This window comes from uncultured Photobacterium sp., from assembly GCF_947039875.1.
Taxonomy (GTDB): Bacteria; Pseudomonadota; Gammaproteobacteria; order Enterobacterales; family Vibrionaceae; genus Photobacterium.
This window is the reverse complement of record NZ_CAMRAN010000003.1, coordinates 59,972-81,534: the sequence shown is the minus strand read 5'-3', so window position 1 is coordinate 81,534 and position 21,563 is coordinate 59,972. Positions and strand designations below refer to the sequence as shown.

Sequence of the window (21,563 nt, the reverse complement as noted above, 5' to 3'; positions counted from 1 at the left end):
ATGCCTGCGGTTTTTTTATCACTCCCAGATGATCACCGTAAAACAATCATTGAACACTCATGCATTAGTGTTAAATTTTAACTTGTAATAACATCTATTTATGCTACATTTCGCTCACAAATGGATTTTAAATCGATGATGGTCAATATGGATATTGAACGCTTTTCAGTTAACAGTTACACCACGGTACCAGGGGTCTTAACTAGTCAGCCAACAACCATTGAAATGACAGGGTTTAGTGATAGTCGTTGTTATCTCGAACAACAAACCGGATTACGTCGCTGCCCTGCAGATGAATCAGGTGTTTGGGCTTCACCACTGGATAACTAACCCTTCAGCAACAGTGCTTATGCGCTAAGCACTGTTTATTTGGGCTTACAATTAACGATCTGTACTTTCAAAAATTTTATTCGCCGAAGCAACCACAAACCCTGAATATAACTCACCATTCGCTTGGGGATAGCGTTTTGCAAATTCATAAAATCCACCAGGGATGTTATGAATACCGTCTCGAAAACTGACCCCCACCTTGTCAGCCATGGTTGCTGATTGTTCCAACATCACCTCAGCATTACCTTTTATCTCCCCACCCGCTTGATTAATAACAAACTGGTTATGGCGCAATAAATGATTAATTTCTTCAAGATTAGAGAACTGTTCTAATTGATTAATACTCACCGTAAAATGGTTAGCGCCAAAACCGTGTGCCGCAACCCACGCTGCATATTCACTTTCAGCCGCTAAAAATTGATATGTTGCAAAGTCAAGTTGCCACGGACGACCACGATAAATAAAATCAGGTTGGCGAAAATAATCATCATCAACCTGATCAAGCAAGGCTCGTATCGCATGTTGTAATTCAGCCGAGCACCCCGCTAATTGTAATTCGCTAATAAAGACTTTTGGCAACACCGGGTTTGCATGAATAAAGGATTCGGCATACAGCTTTTTGGCACTAAAATGATATTTTGCTTGCGGTTGGTAACCCAAAGCAATAAATGGCGCAGCCAGTACGGCTAAGCCACACTTCGGTAACCCAAAGCTGCGCAATGCAATATGATCATTAAGTAACGCTACGTCCTCAGTTAACAACTGTTGTATTTGCACCGCTGAAGGGCATAAGCGGTGACTATAATCGTGCCATAAACCATCAAAAAGTTGGGTAATAGATTCCATAATCAACCTGTCTATTGAAAGCATTATCACTCATTAAACCTTAGCTCAAGCTTACTCCTGGCGCTAATTGAGACGGTAATTGCACATCATCCCCTTCAACAGATGCCATTGGATAAGCACAATAGTCCGCAGCATAATAAGCACTTGGGCGAAAATTTCCTGATGCGCCAGGGCCACCAAAAGGTGCATCACCACTCGCCCCCGTTAAAGGTCGGTTTCGATTCACAATACCAGCACGAATATGTTCAATAAAATAGAGCCATTGTTGCTCATCGGTTGAAATGAGCCCTGCCGCTAAGCCATAGCGAGTTTGATTGGCACTGACCACCACTTGAGTAAAATCAACATAACGACTAACGTGTAATAGTGGTCCAAAATATTCTTCATCCGCAAGTTCAGTAATAGCACTAACATCGATAATCGCAGGCGTCACAATTGCGCCTTGCCCTCGCGTTGCCGTTAATAAAGCAACGCCACCAGCATCCAAAAGTTGTTGTTGATGCAATATGATGTGATCCGCCGCCACAGCAGAAATTAATGGCCCCATAAACGGTGCAGGGGTTGCAAAGGGATCACCCACCAGCAATTGTGAAGCGACCGTCACTAAACGGGCTAACAGAGCATCGCCAGCTTTTCCTGTGGCGATATATAATCGCCGTGCACAAGTACAACGCTGTCCTGCACTTAAAAAAGCCGATTGAATGATGGTATATACCGCCGCTTCAATGTCACCATACTCTTGGCCGATCACTAATGGATTATTACCTCCCATCTCTAAAGCCAACATGGTTTGCGGTTGCCCTGCAAATTGTTGATGTAACAAATGCCCCGTTTGCGCACTCCCGGTAAACAATACTCCAGCCACTCCCGTTGCCATGGCTAACGCCGCTCCCGTTGTACGTCCACCTTGTACTAAATTAATCACCCCATCAGCAATACCCGCTTGTTGCCATAATTCACACATTCGTTGAGCGGTATTAGGTGTCAGTTCTGAGGGTTTAAATACCACAGTGTTACCCGCTAACAATGCTGGAATAATATGGCCATTAGGTAAGTGTGCGGGGAAGTTATACGGTCCAAATACCGCCATCACCCCCAAAGGACGATGGCGAACAATCATGGTGGTTCCGGCCTGTTGACGCTGACGAATACCCGTTCGCTCATGATAAGCTTGCGTTGATAACCCAACTTTGGCAATCATCGCCGCGACTTCCGTGGTACTTTCCCATACTGGTTTACCTGTTTCTGCCGCAATAATATGTGCCAATTGTGATTGATGTTGTTGCAGTAATTGAGCAAAGCGTTCAATAACGGCTAAGCGCTCATTAAAGGTCGTATTTCGCCAGTTTAAAAACGCTGTATTTGCAGCAGCAACAGCATTCTCAACTTGCTCTACACTCGCCGCATTACTTTGCCAAACCACATCATCATTATAAGGATTGAGTGATTGAAATCGCTCACCATCGCCCACTAGCCATTGATTATTAATCCATAAGCTCATTCGTCTCTCCTTTTATGGTTGGGCTATTAACCTTACTTCATCACCCATTTCCACATTAAGTGCAGCGGCAACCTCAGCGGTCATCATGGCTTGTCCTTGTGCAGTAATCGCAATAGAAGCTGCAACGGCTCGAAACCCTGCTAACTGACCATTTGAAATAAGGTAATGTTGTTGGCTGCTATGTTCACCGATATCGACAGAATAGCGCTGCGAATGACGCACGGTTTCAATATTACGAACGTCACATTCGACACTAGGACCGGCATCAAAAATATCGACATAACCGCGACAGCAAAATCCTTCTTGTTCTAACAGCTGTAACGCTGGACGAGTATTAGTATGTACTTTCCCTATCACCGCTTGTGCTTCTTTGCTAAGTAAATTGACGTAAATCGGTAATTTAGGCATTAAATCGGCAATAAAGCCTTTGCGGCCAATGCCGGTTAAATAATCTGCATAAGTAAAATCAATCGAAAAAAAATGTTCTTTCAGCCATTGCCAAAAAGGGGAATTCCCCTGCTCATCAGAGACACCACGCATTTCAGCAAAAGCCACCTTAGCAAATCGCTGTTGATGATCAGCCATCAATAAGAAACGTGACTTTGACAATAAGCGTCCGTTAGTACCTTGACGCCACTCGGGCAATAAAAATAAGCTACACAGCTCAGTTTCCCCGGTGTATTGGTTACCCAATGTCAGTACCTTAACGATGTTGTGTACGTCTAACTGACGCGAAGCATGGGTCACCGTACTTAAATGGTAATTATAAAAAGGCACATCAAGTCCAACCGTCGCTTCAATTGCTGTTGTACCAACCACTTGATTGGTGTCACTATCAACGGCGACCAATAGATAACTTTCCTGGCCTGGAGAGGTAACACTGGTATTAAAACTGGCTTGAGAATGTTGGATACGGCGACGAAGTAAATCTTCATTGATGGGTAATGATGTAAAACCATGACCAGAGGCTTCTGCACATTGCATCAGTGCAGGATAATCAGCGGCAGTAATAGGACGAATAATGAGCATGGCATTCCCTCCTAAATATAGACAATGACTCCTGCCATTGTCTCGCTCAACATCAGCGTTAGAATGGGGCTATTGGTGTTAACTAACCCCGTAATAGCAATTCAATCACAGCTCAGCAGAATGCAGTTCATATAACGTTGCAATTGCCGCTTCTAAGCGTTGCATCCCTTCATCGATATCTTTTTTATCAATTACCAATGAAGGCGTAAAGCGCACCACATCAGTGCCCGCAACTAATACCATTAACCCTTCTTTACCTGCGGCAACTAAGATATCTCGTGCTCGGCCTTGCCATTGTGGGCATAACACCGCCCCAAGTAATAACCCTTTACCGCGAATTTCACTAAAAATAGGATAACGATGATTAATCTGCATGAGCCCATCACGGAACCATTGTTCGCGCTGTTTCACGCCGGCTAATACTGCGGGCTGACTAATGGTATTGATCACCGCTTCAGCAACGGCACACGCAAGAGGATTACCGCCATAAGTTGAACCATGGGTACCCACTTTAAGATGGGCTGCAAATGCCGTTGTTGTCAGCATTGCAGCAACAGGGAAACCGCCACCTAATGATTTTGCAGTGGTGAGAATATCTGGAGTAACACCAAGACCTTGGTAAGCAAACAAGTCTCCCGTACGGCCATTACCCGTTTGCACTTCATCAAAGATCAACAGTGCATGGTGTTTATCACACAGTTCACGCACCCCTTGCACAAACTCAATGGTTGGGCTAATGACCCCACCCTCACCTTGTAAAGGCTCCATCATCACAGCACAGGTTTTATCTGACATTAATTCAGCAAGAGCCGCTAAATCATTATAAGGCAGATGGGTAACAGCTTGGGGTTTAGGGCCAAAACCATCAGAATAAGTACTTTGGCCGCCGACCGTCACCGTAAAAAAGGTACGTCCATGAAAACCATGATGAAAGGCGATTATTTGATCTTTATCGGCACTAAAATTATCCACCGCATAACGACGCGCCAATTTTAATGCGGCTTCATTGGCTTCTGCGCCAGAGTTAGCGAAAAAGACTTTATCAGCAAAAGTGAGTTGGGTCAGTGTGTCAGCTAAGCGCAACGCGGGCTCATTGGTCATCACATTACTTAAATGCCACAATTTTTGTGCTTGCTCTGTTAATGCTTCCACCAGCACCGGATGGCAATGGCCCAAACAACTAACCGCAATCCCCCCCGCGAAATCAATATATTCCCGTTGCTGTTGATCCCATAAGCGCGAGCCTTGTCCACGAACGGGAATAATATCCATCGGCGCATAGCAAGGTACCATGACCTCATTAAACAATGAACGTTGCAGCTTCTCTTCTGTTGCCATCACACTATCCTTCTGTGCTGTATGCCGTATTATTAATAGTATTTACATTTTATTAACCTTTTGCCAGACAAGTTAATGCTTTTTATTTCAGCAAAAGTGTTAATAAATGAATACACTAGCAATAGTTATGCATTATTTACGGGAGATTATTAACCACTATCATTGACCAACACTCTTTCCTCTAAGGAAATAATTCTTATCAAATGCATAAAATTGCATTTCAATAAAAATGAAACGACTCAAATAACGAAGATAAGCAGTGATAACAACAGAAAAGCGTACTTACTCACGCAGTAATAAGTACGTTAGAAGAACAGTAGTAGAGGAATTAGCGTTGCAGAAAATTAGCCAGCAATTGATGGCCTTGTTCGGTCAAAATGCTTTCTGGATGAAACTGCACCCCTTCAAGTGCCAGTGTTTTATGTCGAATACCCATAATTTCATCAAATTCACCGTCTAATTCTGTCCAAGCGGTGATCTCAAAACAATCAGGTAATGTTGCCGCTTTAACGACCAAGGAATGGTAACGCGTCACCGTTAAAGGATTATTAAGCCCCTTAAACACACCACAATCAGTATGATAGATAGGTGACGTTTTACCATGCATAACCTGGCGAGCACGTACTACATCGCCGCCAAATACTTGCGCAAGTGATTGGTGTCCAAGACACACACCGAGAATCGGTAATTTACCTGCGAAATATTCAATAGCTTGCAAAGAGATACCCGCTTCATTAGGCGTACAGGGACCAGGAGAAATGACTAAATGCGTGGGTGCTAAAGCCTCAATTGCCGCAATATCAATTTCATCATTACGCACAACAACGACTTCAGCGCCTAATTCACAAAAGTATTGATAAAGGTTGTAAGTAAAGGAATCGTAGTTATCAATAAGTAACAACATACTACAACTAAGCTCTTATTCTTTTACTGTCGACGACAGTAATTAACTTGCGATAAAAAAGCAGAGCCTAAGCCCTGCTTTTATTGTCATTATTGTTGCTAGCATTTATGGGCGAGCAACAAAACCTACGGCATGATACGCTTTTTTCAACACTTCAGCCGCGCGTGCTGATGCTTTATCCGCACCGGCTTTCATCACGCTATCAAGGTAAGCACGATCATGACGGATGCGTTGGTATTCAGCCTGTACAGGCTCAAGCATTGCGACTAATGCCTCACCAACGTCTTTCTTAAACGGACCGTACATATCAACACCAGCATACTGCGCTTCAATTTCAGCGAAAGTCTTACCCGTTGCGCCAGAATACAAACCCATTAGATTTGAAATGCCCGCTTTTTGCTCAATATCATGTGCAATACGCGGTGGCATTTCTGCATCGGTTTGTGCTTTATTAATTTTCTTGAGAATTGACTTAGGATCTTCAAGCAACGTAATAACGTTCTTACGGTTATCATCTGACTTCGACATTTTCTTAGTCGCATCTTGTAAGCTCATTACACGCGCACCTACCGTTGGAATATACGGTTCAGGTACTTGGAAAATAGGGCTTTCAACGCTGCCATAAAGATTATTAAAGCGAGTTGCGATATCACGTGCTAGCTCTAAATGTTGTTTCTGATCACTCCCCACAGGCACTTGATGGGCGCCATACAATAAAATATCAGCAGCCATCAGTACTGGGTAACCAAATAAACCCGCATTAACATCATTAGCGTGACGGGCTGATTTATCTTTAAACTGAGTCATACGACTTAGCTCACCCATTTGGGTGTAGCAATTTAATAACCAGCCCAACTGTGCATGCTCAGGTACATGAGACTGTACGAACAAAGTGCTTTTCTTTGGATCAACACCAACGGCTAAGCAAATCGCAAGAGCATCGAGAGTTGCTTCATGAAGTGCTTTGGGATCTTGGCGTACAGTAATGGCATGTAAATCAACCACGCAGTACTGACAATCATAATCATCCTGCATCTGTTCCCACTGACGCAGCGCACCAAGGTAGTTGCCGATACTCAATTCACCAGAAGGCTGTACGCCACTTAATACAATGGGTTTACTCATGATCAGGCTATCCTGTTAATATTTGTAATTGTATTAACGATAGATGCTGGTAACACCGTTACCAGTACCTAACATTATTGTTTTTTTAGTGTACACCGTAATGTACTAGCTGCCTAGTTTAACCACATCAAGTAATTGCTTGAAGTGATCACAAACAACATCTGGCTGACTATCACTGATCGGTTGACCATAGTTATAACCATAAGTCAGCCCTAACGAGCGACAACTGGCAACTTGTGCCGCTAAAATATCGTTACGCGAATCACCCACCATCAGCAATTCAGTGGCTGCAACATGGTGTTTTTCCATTAGCCAATGCAATGCGTAAGGATCTGGCTTTTTCAATGGAAAGGTATCACCGCCAATCACATCAACAAAGTAAGCACTCAAACCATGTTCTTCAAGTAAGTGAGGTACAAATTGTGATGGCTTATTCGTCACCACTGCCATCAAAACACCCGCTTGGTGTAAATCAGCTAGCGTCGTTTTCACATCCGCATATAGCGCACTTTTTTGATGACCACCCGCGGCATAATAATGATCAAATAGTTCACGCGCTTGACGCTGTAATTGCGGATCAATCTCAGGATCAATATCGATACTACGGCTTAATGCGCGACCAATTAAAATATCAGCTCCGTTGCCAATCCAAGTGGTAACTTGCTCTACAGTTACCCCTTCACGACCAAGATGGCGCATAGTCAAATCAGCCGCATCAGCTAAGTCAGGTACGCTATCTAACAACGTACCGTCTAAATCAAACGCTATAAATTTAATATTTTCAATCATGTTTTCAGAAACCATTAACGCTTAGCCTCAGCTAACTGTGCACGCATATTATCAATCGCAATTTTATAATCAGGTTCATTAAAAATAGCAGAACCTGCAACAAACATATCCGCACCTGCTGCTGCGATTTCCGCAATATTATTAACGTTAACACCACCATCCACTTCTAAACGAATATCTCGCCCTGAAGCATCAATACGCTGACGTACTTGACGCAATTTATCTAACGTACTTGGAATAAATGATTGGCCACCAAAGCCAGGATTTACTGACATGATCAAAATCATATCGATTTTATCCATGATGTAATCAAGGTGATGTAATGGCGTCGCTGGATTAAACACTACCCCTGCTTGACAGCCATGTTCTTTAATTAGCTGTAAAGTACGATCAATATGGTCAGTCGCTTCAACATGAAATGTAATCATGCTAGCGCCAGCTTTGGCAAAATCAGGAATAATACGATCGACAGGTTTTACCATTAAATGAACATCAATTGGCGCGGTAATACCGTAGTCGCGTAATGCTTGACAGATAGGCGCACCAAACGTCAGGTTAGGAACAAAATGATTATCCATAACATCAAAATGCACCACATCAGCACCTGCTGCCAATACGTTTGCTACATCTTCACCTAAGCGGGCAAAATCAGCAGACAAAATAGATGGAGCGATCAAAAAGTCCTTCATGGTTAGCCTCTTTACACTAGCGATAAAAACACAGGCTTGGGCGTACCAAGCTCATAAATTGCTGTCAGTCTACCCGATCCCCTAGGTGTTGTCTTAATGGATTTATTTATTACTGTAGTTAGCGATAATTATCAGTATTACTACCAACATAGGCACTACAATCTAGCTAACATTTAAATAAAATTCCCACAGGAAAGCCGATGAATAAATACAGCAGGACGACGGCGTGGCAAATAATAAAGAGTGTCTTAGCGGCATTGTTTGGCGTGCAATCACAACAACAGCAACAACAAGACTTTCAACATTCAAGTCCATGGTTATTTATTGTCATCGGGGGGATTGTTATCGTGCTTCTGGTGATTATATTGATTGCTATCGCTCATCAAGCAATAGCAATCTAAAAGCAGGGGGTTATTCGTTATCGGCGATAAGTGGGGTGTTAAATAACGCCAGTAGTTCATCAACCTTATTGCGGCCACTGCCATTACGACTAATCGTGCGCTTAACCCTTACTACGGATAAATCAGCACCGGTATATAAACGACGGGTTAACGGCGTATCATGATTAGAAATCAATACCGCTATATCGCGTTCAGTCGCGGCTTTCTCTGCAATATTAGCTAAGGTTGCCTGATCATCCAAACTAAAACCATTACCAGAATAAGAGGTAAAATTGGCAGTAGTCGATAATGGCGCATACGGTGGATCGCAATAAATCACACTGCCTTTACGTGCCCGTGAAAATGTCTGGCTATAACCCTCACAAATAAACGTCGCACGTTTGGCTTTCTCTGAAAAATAATACATTTCAGCTTCAGGGAAGTACGGTTTTTTGTAAGAACCAAAAGGCACATTAAACCCGCCCTTTTTGTTATAACGGCATAAACCATTAAAACCATGTCGATTAAGATAGAGAAAATAAATCGAACGCTGATAAGGGTCGCAACTATTATTAAAGTCTTCTCTAATGCTCAAGTACGCTGCTTTAGTATTATATTCAGGCGTAAATAATCGACGTACATCTTCAATGTATCGCTCAGGCTCTTGCTTAATAATATTATATAAATTAATCAGATCTGGGTTGATATCTGCCAGTAAGTAATGCTCATAATCAGTATTTAAAAACACCGATCCAGCACCAACGAAAGGCTCAACCAATTTACGCGCCGGCGGTAGGTGTCGTTTAATATCCTCGACCAGAGAGTACTTACCCCCAGCCCACTTCAGGAATGCACGATGCTTTTTCATTAAGCTGACCCACCACCACTTACAAGAATGTCACGAAAGGTCGCGGATTGTACCTCATTTACACCCTGTGCTGATACCAATTCACATAAATAACTACTATTTATGGCTTTATTTTTAGCGATCTATTTCTTGTGTGATCTTACGATAAGATTTTAACCATGGTTTTAGCTGTTGTAATGCAGGCGATAATTGATTTTTTACAGTGCGTGCCTGACTCGCGGTAGCGTAATTTCCGGTCACAACAATAAACCATGACTGCTGATTACGTACCGTTTGGTAAACCATCGCATCCATTACATTATGGGCTGTAATAAATTCTGCAGCGGCGGCAAGGCTCTGAGTTGCCGCCAGTTGTAACGCATAATGCGTTGGCTTTACGGCAATTAATCGTTGTTTATCTGCGGCTAATTTAAGTGACCAATCTAACTTAGAGACAGGTGATGATATAACACTAACAGCCGCTGGCGTTTTGATTGCTCCTGTCGCAATGACAGGCGATTTTTCAGCCATTTCTGTAGCTTCTGTAGCTTCTGTAGCTTCTGTAGCTTCTGTAGCTTCTGTAGTAGCAGGATGATCGTCCAACGTGTGCTCATCAATAATGGCATCAATTTGTTGATCAGAGATAACAATTCGCTCTTGACCTTTGATGTCATCTTGACGCCCCACGGTTAATCCCTGTGGATTAACTTGTGGTGGTAATGGCTCTTTATCAATTGTTACCGCCGCAGGCACAGGAAGCTGAGATGTAGTTATCGTTGCAGATGCAGACTCACTACCAGAGTGTGATGTCATAAAGAAATAACCACCAGCAATTAAAACAATGATCACGCCACCAATTACAATTGGTAATAACGGCTTCTTTTTCATATTTGAATTCATGGTTATCCTTTCTGCTTGCGGAAGATTGTGTAATACGCCCGGACGAGGAAGCGCCATTAGTAAGCGCTGTTTTAATGAACGCCGACAAGGGGCATCTAATCCATCGGATGTCATTAGCATATCACTAAATAGCATCACTTCTTGCTGACTAAAATCATCAATATCAAGTTCAACAGGAGTAATACCTGAGCCATGAGCGACATGGGCTAAAGTTTGATTCAACTCGCCACGATTGGCAAATAGCACAATATTCAGTTGTCGCTCTGGATGTTGATTGGCATATTGTGCCAATGCCCACAATTCAGCAATTAACGTTGGGCTCAGACACTGGGCGTCATCAATCACCACCATTAATTTATAATGTTGGTTCGCTAATAGATGCTCAACACTCTGACATAAAGAGTCATGTTCATTAAACATAGCGTGGCTAACAAATTGTTGTAGCAGTAAGGTACGATGTTGAACATCTGTTTGTCCATGCTGACACATCAATAATACTTGATGACAATCGGTGGCATAATCTTCAAGAAAAGCATGGGCAAGCCAAGTTTTACCTGAGCCTGGTGCACCAGAGAGGTGAATGAGGTGAGAGCTAAACCGAGTAATGAACTGTACTCGAGTCAGCAACTGGATCTGGCTTTCCAGATCCAGACTTTTTCGTTTTGTCATGCAAGTTATCAATTGGTTACAGCTTAGCGACCAATTACATCCTGAAGCACATCAAAAGGAACATCAGCCACAACCTCAGCACTACCAATCGATGTTGGCAACACTAAGCGTAGCTGACCTGACAATACTTTTTTATCACGCATCATGTGCTTAATAAAATCGTCAAAAAACATTGTATCAGGAGCAACAACGGGCAAATTTGCTCGTTGATGTAATGCAATAATCCGCATTACATCAGCATCACTGATTAATCCCTGCTTTGCGGCAGTATGTGCTGCGAGAATTGTACCTACTGACACCGCTTCGCCATGCAGCCAATTACCGTAGCCCATTTCTGCTTCAATCGCATGACCAAAGGTATGGCCAAGATTAAGTAATGCCCTAACGCCTGATTCTTTTTCGTCGGCAGCAACAACATCGGCTTTAATTTGACAGCAACGGCTAATGGCGTAACACAACGCCTCGTTATCCAGTGCATGTAAGCTTTCGATGTTATTCTCTAACCAAACAAAAAAATCATGATCGGCAATAATGCCGTACTTGATGACTTCTGCCAATCCTGCTGCTAACTCTCGTTGCGGCAAGGTATGTAAACAATAATTATCAATAATCACTGCTTTAGGTTGGTAAAAGGCACCAATCATGTTTTTACCCAGACGGTGATTAACCGCAGTTTTTCCACCAACAGATGAATCAACTTGTGCTAACAACGTGGTTGGCACCTGAATAAAATCAACCCCTCGCTGATAACTCGCAGCCGCAAAGCCAACGATATCACCAATTACGCCGCCGCCTAAAGCAACTAAAATCACATCGCGGCCATAATTACCTTCCAGTAAAAATGTCATGATGTGATGAAACGTATCAAGGGTTTTATATTGTTCACCATCAGGCAGAGAAAGTAGTGCCACTTGGCACGATAATGAACTGATGGTTGCTATTACCTGATCCGCATATAACGGGGCAACAGTATCATTACTGACCACAACTACTTGCTTGCCTGCAGATATCGCAGATGCAAACAACGCCGAGTTGTCGAACAACTCGGCGCCAATTGAAATAGGGTAGCTTCTGTCATCTAAATTGACATTGATCCGTTCCATGGTCAGCTTCTCTTTTTAATGAATTAACGCTCTTCCAACATCTTGATGATTTGGTTAGCAACTACCTTCGCACTCTGATCATCAGTACGAACAACGTAGTCAGCAACCTCTTCATACAATGGGTTACGCTCTGCTGCTAGTTCTTCAAGTACTTCACGAGGTGTGTCAGTTTGAAGTAACGGGCGTTTTTTATCACGTTGAGTACGAGCTAATTGTTTTTCAATAGTCGTCTCTAGATAAACAACAATACCACGAGCAGAAAGGCGATTGCGGTTCTCTTTGTTAATAACAGAGCCGCCACCCGTTGCGAGAACAATACCTTGTTCTTGTGTTAGGTCATCAATTACAGCTTCTTCGCGAACACGGAAACCGTCTTCACCTTCAACATCAAACACCCAACTAATATCAGCGCCAGTACGTTCTTCGATCACAGTATCTGAATCAAAGAATTCCATATGCAGCTGTTGTGCAAGGTGTCTACCAATAGTGCTTTTGCCGGCACCCATAGGGCCAACCAAGAAAATATTTCGTTTTTCAGCCATTTTTAGCAATTTACGCGCGGTTAATAAAACGACACCACCCGCAGGCTCTATGTAATATAAGCCCGAGGCGCCAAGTTCCTCACATATAATTCGTGATAAGACAGAAAATTATCTCAGGACTGACTACTATTTTGCAATAGCTAGTCGACATCAATCGATATTTTATTAAGCCTGTCTTACCCACAGAGGCTGCCATAATGGCTTACCCGAGGTCAGAGGTCAATCGTATTAAGCTTGTAAACATCCTAATAATTGTCGAATAACATGCTCAACACCCATTCAATGGACTAAGGTAACCAGTAGAAATAAAACAACTTTTACTGAAACTCACCCTGCTGAAGTATTGTTTAGAAGCATTATCAGCAAGGTGATTCGGTAAGTGAAAAATTATTGCATCACAATCTTTGGCGTCACAAAAATCAATAATTCACGTTTTCCAAGTTCTTCCATTTTATGTCTAAATAATGCACCAAGTACGGGAATATCACCAAGGATAGGCACTTTACGGACACTATTATTAACTTGGTTTTGATAAATACCCCCCAATACGACCGTTTCACCATTGTTGACTAACACTTGAGTACCAATCCGCTGTGTTTTAATGGCCACAGCAGTGCCTACCCCTGTTGGCACTTCTTCACCTTTACTGTCTTGCGTGACTTCTAAATCCAATACCAATTTATTATCGGGGGTGATTTGAGGGGTTACCATCAAGCTCAGCACAGCCTTTTTAAAATCAACCGACACCGCACCACTTGATGATGCTTCAAGATATGGAATTTCGGTACCTTGCTCGATATAAGCCGCTTTTTTGTTAGTGGTCATTAAACGTGGACTTGAAATAATTTCAGCTTTACGTTCTGACTGTAATGCTGATAACTCTAAATCTAACAACACATTACCTAACTTTGCCACCTGAAATGCAATACTGGCCGCTCCATTTTGACTAGCACCTAAGTTAACGTTAAGGAAATCATCAACGGTAGTGTCATCTAATAATCCAGAACTACCGAGGTTACCTTCAATAGAGCCACCAATAGTGGTATCACCATCAATACTTGAAACGCCCCAACGAACACCAAGCTCATCAATATTACCTTCATCAATGGTAACAATACGCGCTTCAATCTGTACTTGTTTGACTGGAATATCAAGCGCAACTACGATGTCTTTAATACTGGCGATATTTTCAGGTGTATCTTTAATTATCAAGGCATTAGTTCGCTCATCAACATGCAAAGAACCGCGTTCTGACAGCATTCCCACGCCGTCACTTGAACCACTCAATAACGCTGAAAGGTCTGTTGCTTTCGCATAGTTCACTTGAATAAGTTCAGAACGTAAACTAGCTAGTTCTTGCTGCTTACGTGCTGTTTCCATCACTTGGCGTTCATTCGCTACTAGCTCAGCCTTAGGGGCTACTAATAGCACCGAACCACGAATACGCTTATCTAGCCCTTTCGCTTGTAGAATAATATCGAGCACTTGTGGCCATGGTACATTATCTAAGCGAAGAGTGACGTTGCCACTCACCGTATCGGCAACCACCAAGTTAAAATCATTGTAATCAGCAATTAACTGTAAGACATTGCGTACGGGAATATCTTGAAAGTTAATTGAAATAGGTTTGCCTTTGTAAGACACATTACCTTTGTTTGTCGTTGTTACCGTTTTAGCTTGAGTACGTTTAATTAACGTCACTTCAAGGTTATTGCCTCGAATACGATAATCGTAATCATAACCACCAGTCATATTAAACATAAACCGCGCCCCACGAGGCACATTGCTAGTATCAATGCTATTAACGACCGTAGCAAAATCAATTACATCTAAAGTGTGTATTTGCTCATTGGTTAACTGAGTATCAAAAATATCCAGCTGTAATTGCTTACCTTGACGGCGAATATCAACCAATGACTGCGGCTGTTTTAACTTAACAGTTAATACGCCTCGACCTTTACCATCACGATGAAATTCAATATCTTGAACTTGATTAGTAATGCCACTCGCTGGCGCTGCTGTAACGCTGGTTACCGTCAGCAACCCGCAGCACATTAACCATACACTGACGAAAATCTGGCGGCTAAGCCCCCATGTATTCCCTTTCATAACTCATCCTTGATTAATGCTGAACTAAAGCCAGCTTTGCAGGCCGTGTAAGCCAACAACCTTTGCCATCGGGTAATGTTTCTTCTATTTCAATGAGCTTATCACTCACCTTTATTACTTTGCCGCGATTAAGCCCAACAAACTGTCCTGGCTTAATTTTTACTAACTCGCCTTTAGGGGTATAAACCAGCCCCCACAATTGATGCTGATGTCCAATCGCCCCTTTCATCGAAAGTTGCTCTAATGGAAACGTTTCTAACGGCGTTGGCTTGTGATCAGCTAACGGCTGCCAACAACTACTATTCGCTTGTTTCGCTAATAATAGCTCTGGCCTTGGCCGTAAAAATGGCACTCGTTTACTGGTCATTACAAATGATTCAGCGACAAAAATATAAGGATCAGCCAATGGTTTTACTTTTGCTTTAGCATTGGTGTGTGTTTTAGCAATAAACTGTTCAATTGAATCAGTGTTAGCCTGACACCCCATTAATCCGAGTCCTAACGGTAACAGCCATAATAGTGTTCTCATAAGATCCTCATTATTGTGGGGTTTTAAAGCGGTATGTCGTAGCAGAGACGGTTAACGACAACAATTCATCAAAACCTTGCTTATCCACCCGTCCCAACTCAACATTACGTAAGTTAACTATTCGCGGCAGCTGGGCTATCGCTTCAGCAAACTGACCAATCTGTTGATAAGAGCCCGTCAACTGCATATTTAGCGGTAGTTCATAATAAAGGTCATGTTCGATACGTGATGCCCACTTAATTGACTGGAAGATCAATCCATTTTTGACACCGATATCATTAATACTTGCCAGTAGGCTCGCCAGTTCTTGCTCTTCTGGCAATTGTTCAATAACTTCTTGATAACGACGATTAAGCTCAGCAACTTGTTCTTTAACTCGCGGCAAAGCGGCCACTTGAGCAGCGCGACTAACGAGTTGAGTACGTAACGTTATTTCCTGTTGTTTTTGTTGTTCTAAAGCCTCGCTCAGCGGCGTTAACCAATACCAATAACCAAAAGCTGAGAGCAATACTGTCAACACCAAAGCAATTAAGCCTTGGGGCAATAATGGCCATTCAGTGATTTCATCAAGCTCTAATTCACGCCAATCAATCATTGTTTTTCTCCACTATTGCAGTAGGAAAGTTCGCCTTTAACGGCTTGTTATTAATTGCAGGCGTTGCTAAATCAAAAGACGCATTAAACTGTGATTTTTGTTTTTTATCTGCACTTTTGGTGGTAACTAAAGAGTGCATTTCAATATTTTGAAACCACGGTGATTGCTCAGCTTTACCTAATAACGCGGCAAGGTGACCGTTAGTATCACCAAAGCCATCAACTTTTACCCGTTGCGAGGCTAAATTAACGCCGTCTAGATATACGCCAGCAGGCACCACTTCTGGTAACTGATTAAGCAGCTGCGTGACGCGATTACGTGATAATTGAATATCAGCAATCACCTTTAATCGCAGCTCAATCGCATCTCGCTGTTTATCTAATTGCGGCAAGAAAGCCAATCGCTGCTCTAAACTGTCCAATTCTTGTTGCAGTTGATCATTACGGCTCTGTTGCTGCAATTGTTGCTTTTCAATGTACTCACCAATTACACCATTCCCCATAATCGCCACCGCAACACTGGCCATCAATAACCCGACAAAACGCTGTTTATGCTGTTTACGCCGCTGCTCTCTCCACGGCAATAGATTAAGTTTATCGATCATGCTAGCCCTCGCAGTGCTAAACCTGTAGCAACGGCATATTGACTCGACATTGAATGTGGTAATTCAACTTTTTTAGCACAACTAAAATGCTGAAATGGACTTACCCAGGTTACATCTAACCCAATCAAACGTTGCAGCAATGATTCAGAGATTAAACTTTGACCTCCGCCACAGAGCCATAAGCCTTTAATGCCACTACGTGGATGAGTTGAGTTATATAATTGAATTTGGCGCTTTAATTGCTCTGCTAATTGTTTAGTAAATTGTTCAGCATGATTACTACCAAGTTCAATTGCTGTTTCTTGATTATCAAACAAACCCGTACCAAATCGAATTTCACGATGATAAGCCGCACTACCTTGAGGTTTCATGCAAAATTCAGTATGACGTTTACCTACATCAACTACGCCCCATTGGTTATAATGACTTCCCATTTCAGCAAGGTATTCCGCCAGCCATAACAAAGCATGAGTTTGTAGCTCCATTACTTTAGGCTTAAAACCGAGCTTTAATAATGAATTTAAGCGGTTATCTATCGTCTCTCGGCGAGAAGCAAACACTTGAAATGGTGTCGTCGACGCTGAGTCACTAAAGCGATCACTGATAAGAGGAAAATAATCAAAGCATAGCTCTTCCACCGGGAACGGCGAAGCCGCACCCAATGCTTGCACTATGGCGAACTCAGCCTCTTCTTCACTGAGGCTGGTATCTAATTGAACAACTTTGCTGATCACTGCACTATCAGGTAAGGCTAAGGTAACGGCTTTGGCTTGCCATGGTAATTGCTTTTTAATTTGACGCATTGCTGACAACAGCTCAGCATTATTCACGCTATGCTGATCATTTATGACTGTTTTAGTCAATTCAATTTCAATAAACGCAGCTAACTCAAACTGCTCTTTTTTTTGTTGTAGTGCCACAGCTTTTATACTGTGATTACCAATATCTACCCCAACACTTAATGGGTTCCGAAACATCCGTGTTATGCTCCTATGTGGCGAAAAAACAAACTATTTCGAATAAACACCATCAACGGCATTAATTAATTTTTTGTTATCTTTATACTTGAAGGTAAAAGATAATAGATAATGACCGCCAGAACGATGGCGTAACGGGAAATCTCAAGTGAAGTTCATAAAGCGATTACTAATACTTGCAATAATTTGCATCACTCTTGGAGTGGGTACAATTTTTGGTTTTTATTTATACCTAAAACCAGACCTACCAGATGTTGCTAAATTAAAAAATATAGAACTGCAAACACCATTAAGGGTGTACAGTGCTGATGGTGAACTGATCTCACAGTTTGGTGAGAAACGTCGTATACCACTAACACTTAAACAAATGCCACCACTGCTAGTCGATGGTTTTATTGCGACCGAAGACAGTCGTTTTTATGAGCATCACGGTGTCGATCCTATTGGTATTGCTCGTGCCGTGTTTGTGATGTTAACCTCTGGTCATGCGCGTCAAGGTGCCAGTACAATCACACAACAGCTTGCACGTAACTTTTTCTTATCCAATAAAAAGACTTTCTCTCGTAAAATTCGAGAAGCATTTATTGCGATTCATATCGAGCAAATTTTAACGAAAGATCAAATTCTTGAACTTTATCTAAATAAAATTTACCTCGGCTATCGTGCTTATGGTGTTGGAGCGGCGGCACAGGTTTACTTCGGTAAAAGTGTTAATGAGCTAACATTAAGTGAAATGGCTGTTATTGCTGGCTTGCCTAAAGCGCCATCAACCATGAACCCAATTTACTCTATCGATCGTGCGACAACTCGTCGTAATGTGGTACTTGATCGTATGTTTAAAGAAGGTTACATCACCCAAGCACAAATGGATAAAGCGCGTTCAGAGCCAATTATTTCCCATTACCATCGCGCAGAAATTCAACTTTATGCGCCTTACGTTGCAGAACGAGCACGTGCATGGATGGTTAACCGCTATGGTGAAGATGCTTACACTAAAGGCATGAACGTTTACACCACCATCAATGCGAAGTTACAGCATGCCGCTCAGCAAGCGGCTGTTGATAACTTACTCAGTTACGATGAACGACATGGTTATCGTGGTGCAACAGCAGTAATATGGAAGCCAGGTCAAACGCCTCTAAACGCAAATCAGATCGTTGAGAAGCTAAGCAACCAGCCAACTTACGGTGAATTAATTCCAGCGGTCGTTACTCAGGTTAAGCAACAAACCGCGACAGTGGTGACCAAACAAGGTCAAACGATAACCTTAAATTGGAATGGTATGAAATGGGCACGTAAGTTCCAGAGCAATACCACCCAAGGCCCTGCACCAACAACAGCGACCCAAATTTTAACTGCAGGTCAACAAATCTGGGTTCAAAATAAAGCTACGACGGTTGCAGCAACAGCAGATACTGCCGCAGTAACAACTGATCATTGGGTATTAAGCCAAGTACCAGGAGCAAATACGTCATTTGTGGCAATGTCACCAAACAACGGTGCGGTATTGGCAATGATCGGTGGTTTTAACTACACTCAAAGTAAATTTAACCGCGCGACTCAATCGATTCGACAGGTAGGTTCAGGCATTAAGCCCTTTATTTACTCGGCTGCAATTGAAAAAGGAATGACGCTAGCCACGCTAATTAATGATGCACCGATAACTAAATGGGATAAATGGCAAGGTACCGCATGGCGACCAAAAAATGCTGATGGTCGTTACGGGGGTCCGACCCGTGCTCGCATTGGTCTAGCACGTTCTATCAACGTGATGGCGATTCGTGTATTACGTCTAGCTGGTTTAGATTTTACGATTAACTACCTCACTCGATTTGGATTTAAACGCTCTGATCTTCCTCGTGCAGAACCGTTAGCGTTAGGTGCCGGTAGTTTAACGCCACTAGAGTTAGCTCAAGGTTATTCTGTGTTTGCTAACGGTGGTTATGCCGTTAAACCATTCCTTATCAATAAAGTTGATAATAGTAATGGTGGGTTGATCTACAGTGCTAATCCTAAAATTGTTTGTGACGATGTTTGCCAAAGTCAAAATCCACAAGCAAAAATGCAAGTAGCACTCGCAACAGCAGCTCAAAATACACCAATTCAAAAAGCGCCATCATCGACTGCTGAAAAACCAACATTAGCACAGCTAGAGCAAGTGATCACACCGCCTGATGTACGTTATGCTCCTGAAGTGATAAGTGAGCAAAATGCATTTCTTGTTCGTCAAATGTTGACCAGTAATATTTGGGGTGAGCCCAATCATTCATATGGTACAGGCTTTAGAGCTCGCGTATTAGATCGACATGATATTGGTGGAAAAACAGGTACTACTAACGATTCGAAAGATGCTTGGTATACCGGTTTTGGTCCTAACATTGTTGCGACAACATGGGTTGGTTTTGATGATCACCGCCATACACTCGGACGCACTCGATATAATAGCAACCTCGGAAAAAACCAAGTTATAGGTGGTGAATACGGTGGTAATGCCGCTCAACCAGCATGGATTAATTTCATGCGTGCAGCATTGGAAAATACGCCAGAACAACCACTACAAATTCCTGCCGACATTGTTAAAGTACGTATTGATCGTACAACAGGTAAACTTTCAGATCGTAGTGGTTCAAGCTCAATGTATGAGTACTTCATCAAAGGTACTGAACCAAAACAATCTGTTCGCCAAGTCATTTATGAACAGAAGTTTGAGACTGAAACAGCAGAAGAGTTATTCTAATTACGATTTCTAATCGCAATCAAAAAGAGCGCCGATTGGCGCTCTTTTTTTGCTCAAATATCATGACTGATCGTCGGTATTAGCAATTATTGTTGGACATGCTTTTCAAAAATAGTCGGCATCTTAGCCTTTATCACCGCCGCTAATTTCTCATAACGTGATTTTAACGGTGATCCCGGACGGTAGGCTAGGGTTATTAAACGGGTTGGTTGCGGATGTTCTGCTGCAATATAACAAACCCCATCACGGCAATGTTCTTTAGGGGTTGCTAACTGAGGCAATAAAGTTATACCACTGCCCGCAGCGACCATATTACGTAGAGTTTCAAGGCTAGTCGCTTTAAAACGACCATCATCACGTGCACCCGCCGCAAAACAAAAACCTAATGCTTGATTACGCAAACAGTGGCCATCTTCCAACATCAATAAAGTTTCACCGTGTAAACATGACATATCAATTTCTTTCTCTTGTGCCCATTGGTGAGTTTCAGGCACAGCAAGCATCATTGGCTCATCATACAATGACAGCTCAATAAACGGTTCGCTCTCTTTGACTGCCGCTAAAATAATGCAATCAAGTTTTCCCTCTTCAAGTTGTTGAATTAACTGATGAGTTTGCGCTTCATGTAAAAACAACTCTAATTCAGGAAAAGCTTCTTTAAGTGTTGGAATAATTTGTGGTAATAAATATGGACCAACCGTTGGAATAAAGCCAATATGTAACGGGCCGGCCATGCTTTCTCCTTGTAAACTAGCAAGTTCGGTCAATATTTTGACCTCAAGCAACACTTTTTGAGCTTGGGCGACTAAACTCAATCCCGCATCGGTAAAAAGTACGCGACGACTGGTTCGTTCTAACAACGACACCCCTAGTTCATCTTCTAATTTACGAATTTGACCACTTAGGGTTGGCTGACTGACGTAACATGCTTCAGCGGCTTTACGAAAATGCTTATGTTCAGATAGGGCGACAAGGTACTCAAGATCTCGAATATTCATTAGCTAAGGTTACCAATAGGAA

Annotated in this window: 21 protein-coding genes; 3 read left to right on the top strand and 18 right to left on the bottom strand. The window is 42.4% G+C overall.

Annotated elements, in window-relative coordinates; all coding sequences use genetic code 11:
* The first annotated feature begins 135 nt into the window (after positions 1 to 135).
* The gene (locus Q0V26_RS01870) at positions 136 to 330 is read left to right on the top strand and encodes a hypothetical protein (protein ID WP_297475295.1); all 195 of its coding nucleotides are present in this window, start codon (positions 136 to 138) and stop codon (positions 328 to 330) included.
* A 51-nt stretch (positions 331 to 381) separates the two neighbouring features.
* On the opposite strand, the gene Q0V26_RS01865 is transcribed toward Q0V26_RS01870, so the two are convergent.
* The 8 genes from Q0V26_RS01865 to rpe all read right to left on the bottom strand — a co-directional run bounded on the left by Q0V26_RS01865 (position 382) and on the right by rpe (position 8,551).
* Positions 382 to 1,176 (bottom strand): DUF1338 domain-containing protein, encoded by a 795-nt coding sequence (locus Q0V26_RS01865; RefSeq protein ID WP_297475293.1) that lies wholly within the window; start codon positions 1,174 to 1,176, stop codon positions 382 to 384.
* Positions 1,177 to 1,216: 40 nt separating this feature from the next.
* Positions 1,217 to 2,677 carry a succinylglutamate-semialdehyde dehydrogenase gene (gene astD, locus Q0V26_RS01860; protein ID WP_297475291.1) on the bottom strand — a complete coding sequence of 487 codons (1,461 nt, stop codon included), beginning with the start codon at positions 2,675 to 2,677 and terminating at the stop codon, positions 1,217 to 1,219.
* 12 nt (positions 2,678 to 2,689) lie between these two features.
* Positions 2,690 to 3,706 (bottom strand): arginine N-succinyltransferase, encoded by a 1,017-nt coding sequence (astA, locus tag Q0V26_RS01855; protein WP_297475288.1) that lies wholly within the window; start codon positions 3,704 to 3,706, stop codon positions 2,690 to 2,692.
* Between the two features lie 105 nt (positions 3,707 to 3,811).
* Positions 3,812 to 5,044 carry an aspartate aminotransferase family protein gene (locus Q0V26_RS01850; RefSeq protein WP_297475286.1) on the bottom strand — a complete coding sequence of 411 codons (1,233 nt, stop codon included), beginning with the start codon at positions 5,042 to 5,044 and terminating at the stop codon, positions 3,812 to 3,814.
* A 328-nt stretch (positions 5,045 to 5,372) separates the two neighbouring features.
* On the bottom strand, positions 5,373 to 5,948 hold the full coding sequence (locus Q0V26_RS01845; RefSeq protein ID WP_297475284.1) for an aminodeoxychorismate/anthranilate synthase component II: 576 nt from the start codon (positions 5,946 to 5,948) through the stop codon (positions 5,373 to 5,375).
* Between the two features lie 105 nt (positions 5,949 to 6,053).
* Entirely contained in the window at positions 6,054 to 7,073 is a 1,020-nt protein-coding gene (gene trpS, locus Q0V26_RS01840; RefSeq protein ID WP_297475282.1) for a tryptophan--tRNA ligase, read from the bottom strand.
* Positions 7,074 to 7,178: 105 nt separating this feature from the next.
* Positions 7,179 to 7,862, bottom strand: coding sequence for a phosphoglycolate phosphatase (locus tag Q0V26_RS01835; RefSeq protein ID WP_297475280.1), 684 nt, complete (start codon positions 7,860 to 7,862; stop codon positions 7,179 to 7,181).
* Between the two features lie 14 nt (positions 7,863 to 7,876).
* Entirely contained in the window at positions 7,877 to 8,551 is a 675-nt protein-coding gene (gene rpe / locus Q0V26_RS01830; RefSeq protein WP_297475278.1) for a ribulose-phosphate 3-epimerase, read from the bottom strand.
* A gap of 200 nt (positions 8,552 to 8,751) precedes the next feature.
* Between rpe and Q0V26_RS01825 the strand changes: the two genes are divergently transcribed.
* On the top strand, positions 8,752 to 8,952 hold the full coding sequence (locus tag Q0V26_RS01825) for a DUF2970 domain-containing protein (RefSeq protein ID WP_297475276.1): 201 nt from the start codon (positions 8,752 to 8,754) through the stop codon (positions 8,950 to 8,952).
* A gap of 10 nt (positions 8,953 to 8,962) precedes the next feature.
* Here Q0V26_RS01825 and dam read toward each other — a convergent pair whose 3' ends face one another.
* The 9 genes from dam to pilM all read right to left on the bottom strand — a co-directional run bounded on the left by dam (position 8,963) and on the right by pilM (position 17,806).
* Positions 8,963 to 9,799, bottom strand: coding sequence for an adenine-specific DNA-methyltransferase (gene dam / locus Q0V26_RS01820; RefSeq protein ID WP_297475274.1), 837 nt, complete (start codon positions 9,797 to 9,799; stop codon positions 8,963 to 8,965).
* 114 nt (positions 9,800 to 9,913) lie between these two features.
* A complete protein-coding gene (locus Q0V26_RS01815) occupies positions 9,914 to 11,347 on the bottom strand; it encodes an AAA family ATPase (RefSeq protein ID WP_297475271.1) in 1,434 nt (477 codons plus the stop codon).
* A gap of 23 nt (positions 11,348 to 11,370) precedes the next feature.
* A complete protein-coding gene (aroB, locus tag Q0V26_RS01810; protein ID WP_297475269.1) occupies positions 11,371 to 12,450 on the bottom strand; it encodes a 3-dehydroquinate synthase in 1,080 nt (359 codons plus the stop codon).
* A 23-nt stretch (positions 12,451 to 12,473) separates the two neighbouring features.
* Positions 12,474 to 12,992, bottom strand: coding sequence for a shikimate kinase AroK (gene aroK / locus Q0V26_RS01805; RefSeq protein WP_045035958.1), 519 nt, complete (start codon positions 12,990 to 12,992; stop codon positions 12,474 to 12,476).
* 387 nt (positions 12,993 to 13,379) lie between these two features.
* Positions 13,380 to 15,047, bottom strand: coding sequence for a type IV pilus secretin PilQ family protein (locus Q0V26_RS01800; protein ID WP_297476352.1), 1,668 nt, complete (start codon positions 15,045 to 15,047; stop codon positions 13,380 to 13,382).
* 67 nt (positions 15,048 to 15,114) lie between these two features.
* Positions 15,115 to 15,630: a pilus assembly protein PilP gene (locus tag Q0V26_RS01795; RefSeq protein ID WP_297475265.1), complete on the bottom strand. Its 516-nt coding sequence runs from the start codon at positions 15,628 to 15,630 to the stop codon at positions 15,115 to 15,117.
* A gap of 10 nt (positions 15,631 to 15,640) precedes the next feature.
* Positions 15,641 to 16,225, bottom strand: coding sequence for a type 4a pilus biogenesis protein PilO (locus tag Q0V26_RS01790; protein ID WP_297475263.1), 585 nt, complete (start codon positions 16,223 to 16,225; stop codon positions 15,641 to 15,643).
* Entirely contained in the window at positions 16,218 to 16,829 is a 612-nt protein-coding gene (locus Q0V26_RS01785; protein WP_297475261.1) for a PilN domain-containing protein, read from the bottom strand. The genes Q0V26_RS01790 and Q0V26_RS01785 overlap by 8 nt, the downstream gene beginning before the upstream one ends.
* Positions 16,826 to 17,806 (bottom strand): type IV pilus assembly protein PilM, encoded by a 981-nt coding sequence (gene pilM / locus Q0V26_RS01780; protein ID WP_297475259.1) that lies wholly within the window; start codon positions 17,804 to 17,806, stop codon positions 16,826 to 16,828. Before pilM ends, Q0V26_RS01785 begins: the two co-directional genes overlap by 4 nt.
* A gap of 148 nt (positions 17,807 to 17,954) precedes the next feature.
* Between pilM and Q0V26_RS01775 the strand changes: the two genes are divergently transcribed.
* Positions 17,955 to 20,543 carry a PBP1A family penicillin-binding protein gene (locus Q0V26_RS01775; protein ID WP_297475257.1) on the top strand — a complete coding sequence of 863 codons (2,589 nt, stop codon included), beginning with the start codon at positions 17,955 to 17,957 and terminating at the stop codon, positions 20,541 to 20,543.
* Between the two features lie 86 nt (positions 20,544 to 20,629).
* On the opposite strand, the gene oxyR is transcribed toward Q0V26_RS01775, so the two are convergent.
* The gene (gene oxyR, locus Q0V26_RS01770; RefSeq protein WP_297475255.1) at positions 20,630 to 21,541 is read right to left on the bottom strand and encodes a DNA-binding transcriptional regulator OxyR; all 912 of its coding nucleotides are present in this window, start codon (positions 21,539 to 21,541) and stop codon (positions 20,630 to 20,632) included.
* Positions 21,542 to 21,563 lie beyond the last annotated feature (22 nt).

Excerpts from the sequence above, each read along its gene's own strand:
- rpe (WP_297475278.1), bottom strand. The coding sequence starts at position 8,551 with ATGAAGGACTTTTTGATCGCTCCATCTATTTTGTCTGCTGATTTTGCC.
- aroB (WP_297475269.1), bottom strand. The coding sequence starts at position 12,450 with ATGGAACGGATCAATGTCAATTTAGATGACAGAAGCTACCCTATTTCA.
- oxyR (WP_297475255.1), bottom strand. The coding sequence starts at position 21,541 with ATGAATATTCGAGATCTTGAGTACCTTGTCGCCCTATCTGAACATAAG.
- dam (WP_297475274.1), bottom strand. The coding sequence starts at position 9,799 with ATGAAAAAGCATCGTGCATTCCTGAAGTGGGCTGGGGGTAAGTACTCT.
- Q0V26_RS01835 (WP_297475280.1), bottom strand. The coding sequence starts at position 7,862 with ATGATTGAAAATATTAAATTTATAGCGTTTGATTTAGACGGTACGTTG.
- Q0V26_RS01800 (WP_297476352.1), bottom strand. The coding sequence starts at position 15,047 with ATGTGCTGCGGGTTGCTGACGGTAACCAGCGTTACAGCAGCGCCAGCG.
- astD (WP_297475291.1), bottom strand. The coding sequence starts at position 2,677 with ATGAGCTTATGGATTAATAATCAATGGCTAGTGGGCGATGGTGAGCGA.
- trpS (WP_297475282.1), bottom strand. The coding sequence starts at position 7,073 with ATGAGTAAACCCATTGTATTAAGTGGCGTACAGCCTTCTGGTGAATTG.
- Q0V26_RS01865 (WP_297475293.1), bottom strand. The coding sequence starts at position 1,176 with ATGGAATCTATTACCCAACTTTTTGATGGTTTATGGCACGATTATAGT.
- pilM (WP_297475259.1), bottom strand. The coding sequence starts at position 17,806 with ATGTTTCGGAACCCATTAAGTGTTGGGGTAGATATTGGTAATCACAGT.
- Q0V26_RS01845 (WP_297475284.1), bottom strand. The coding sequence starts at position 5,948 with ATGTTGTTACTTATTGATAACTACGATTCCTTTACTTACAACCTTTAT.
- aroK (WP_045035958.1), bottom strand. The coding sequence starts at position 12,992 with ATGGCTGAAAAACGAAATATTTTCTTGGTTGGCCCTATGGGTGCCGGC.
- Q0V26_RS01825 (WP_297475276.1), top strand. The coding sequence starts at position 8,752 with ATGAATAAATACAGCAGGACGACGGCGTGGCAAATAATAAAGAGTGTC.
- astA (WP_297475288.1), bottom strand. The coding sequence starts at position 3,706 with ATGCTCATTATTCGTCCTATTACTGCCGCTGATTATCCTGCACTGATG.
- Q0V26_RS01785 (WP_297475261.1), bottom strand. The coding sequence starts at position 16,829 with ATGATCGATAAACTTAATCTATTGCCGTGGAGAGAGCAGCGGCGTAAA.
- Q0V26_RS01870 (WP_297475295.1), top strand. The coding sequence starts at position 136 with ATGATGGTCAATATGGATATTGAACGCTTTTCAGTTAACAGTTACACC.
- Q0V26_RS01850 (WP_297475286.1), bottom strand. The coding sequence starts at position 5,044 with ATGGCAACAGAAGAGAAGCTGCAACGTTCATTGTTTAATGAGGTCATG.
- Q0V26_RS01815 (WP_297475271.1), bottom strand. The coding sequence starts at position 11,347 with ATGACAAAACGAAAAAGTCTGGATCTGGAAAGCCAGATCCAGTTGCTG.
- Q0V26_RS01795 (WP_297475265.1), bottom strand. The coding sequence starts at position 15,630 with ATGAGAACACTATTATGGCTGTTACCGTTAGGACTCGGATTAATGGGG.
- Q0V26_RS01790 (WP_297475263.1), bottom strand. The coding sequence starts at position 16,225 with ATGATTGATTGGCGTGAATTAGAGCTTGATGAAATCACTGAATGGCCA.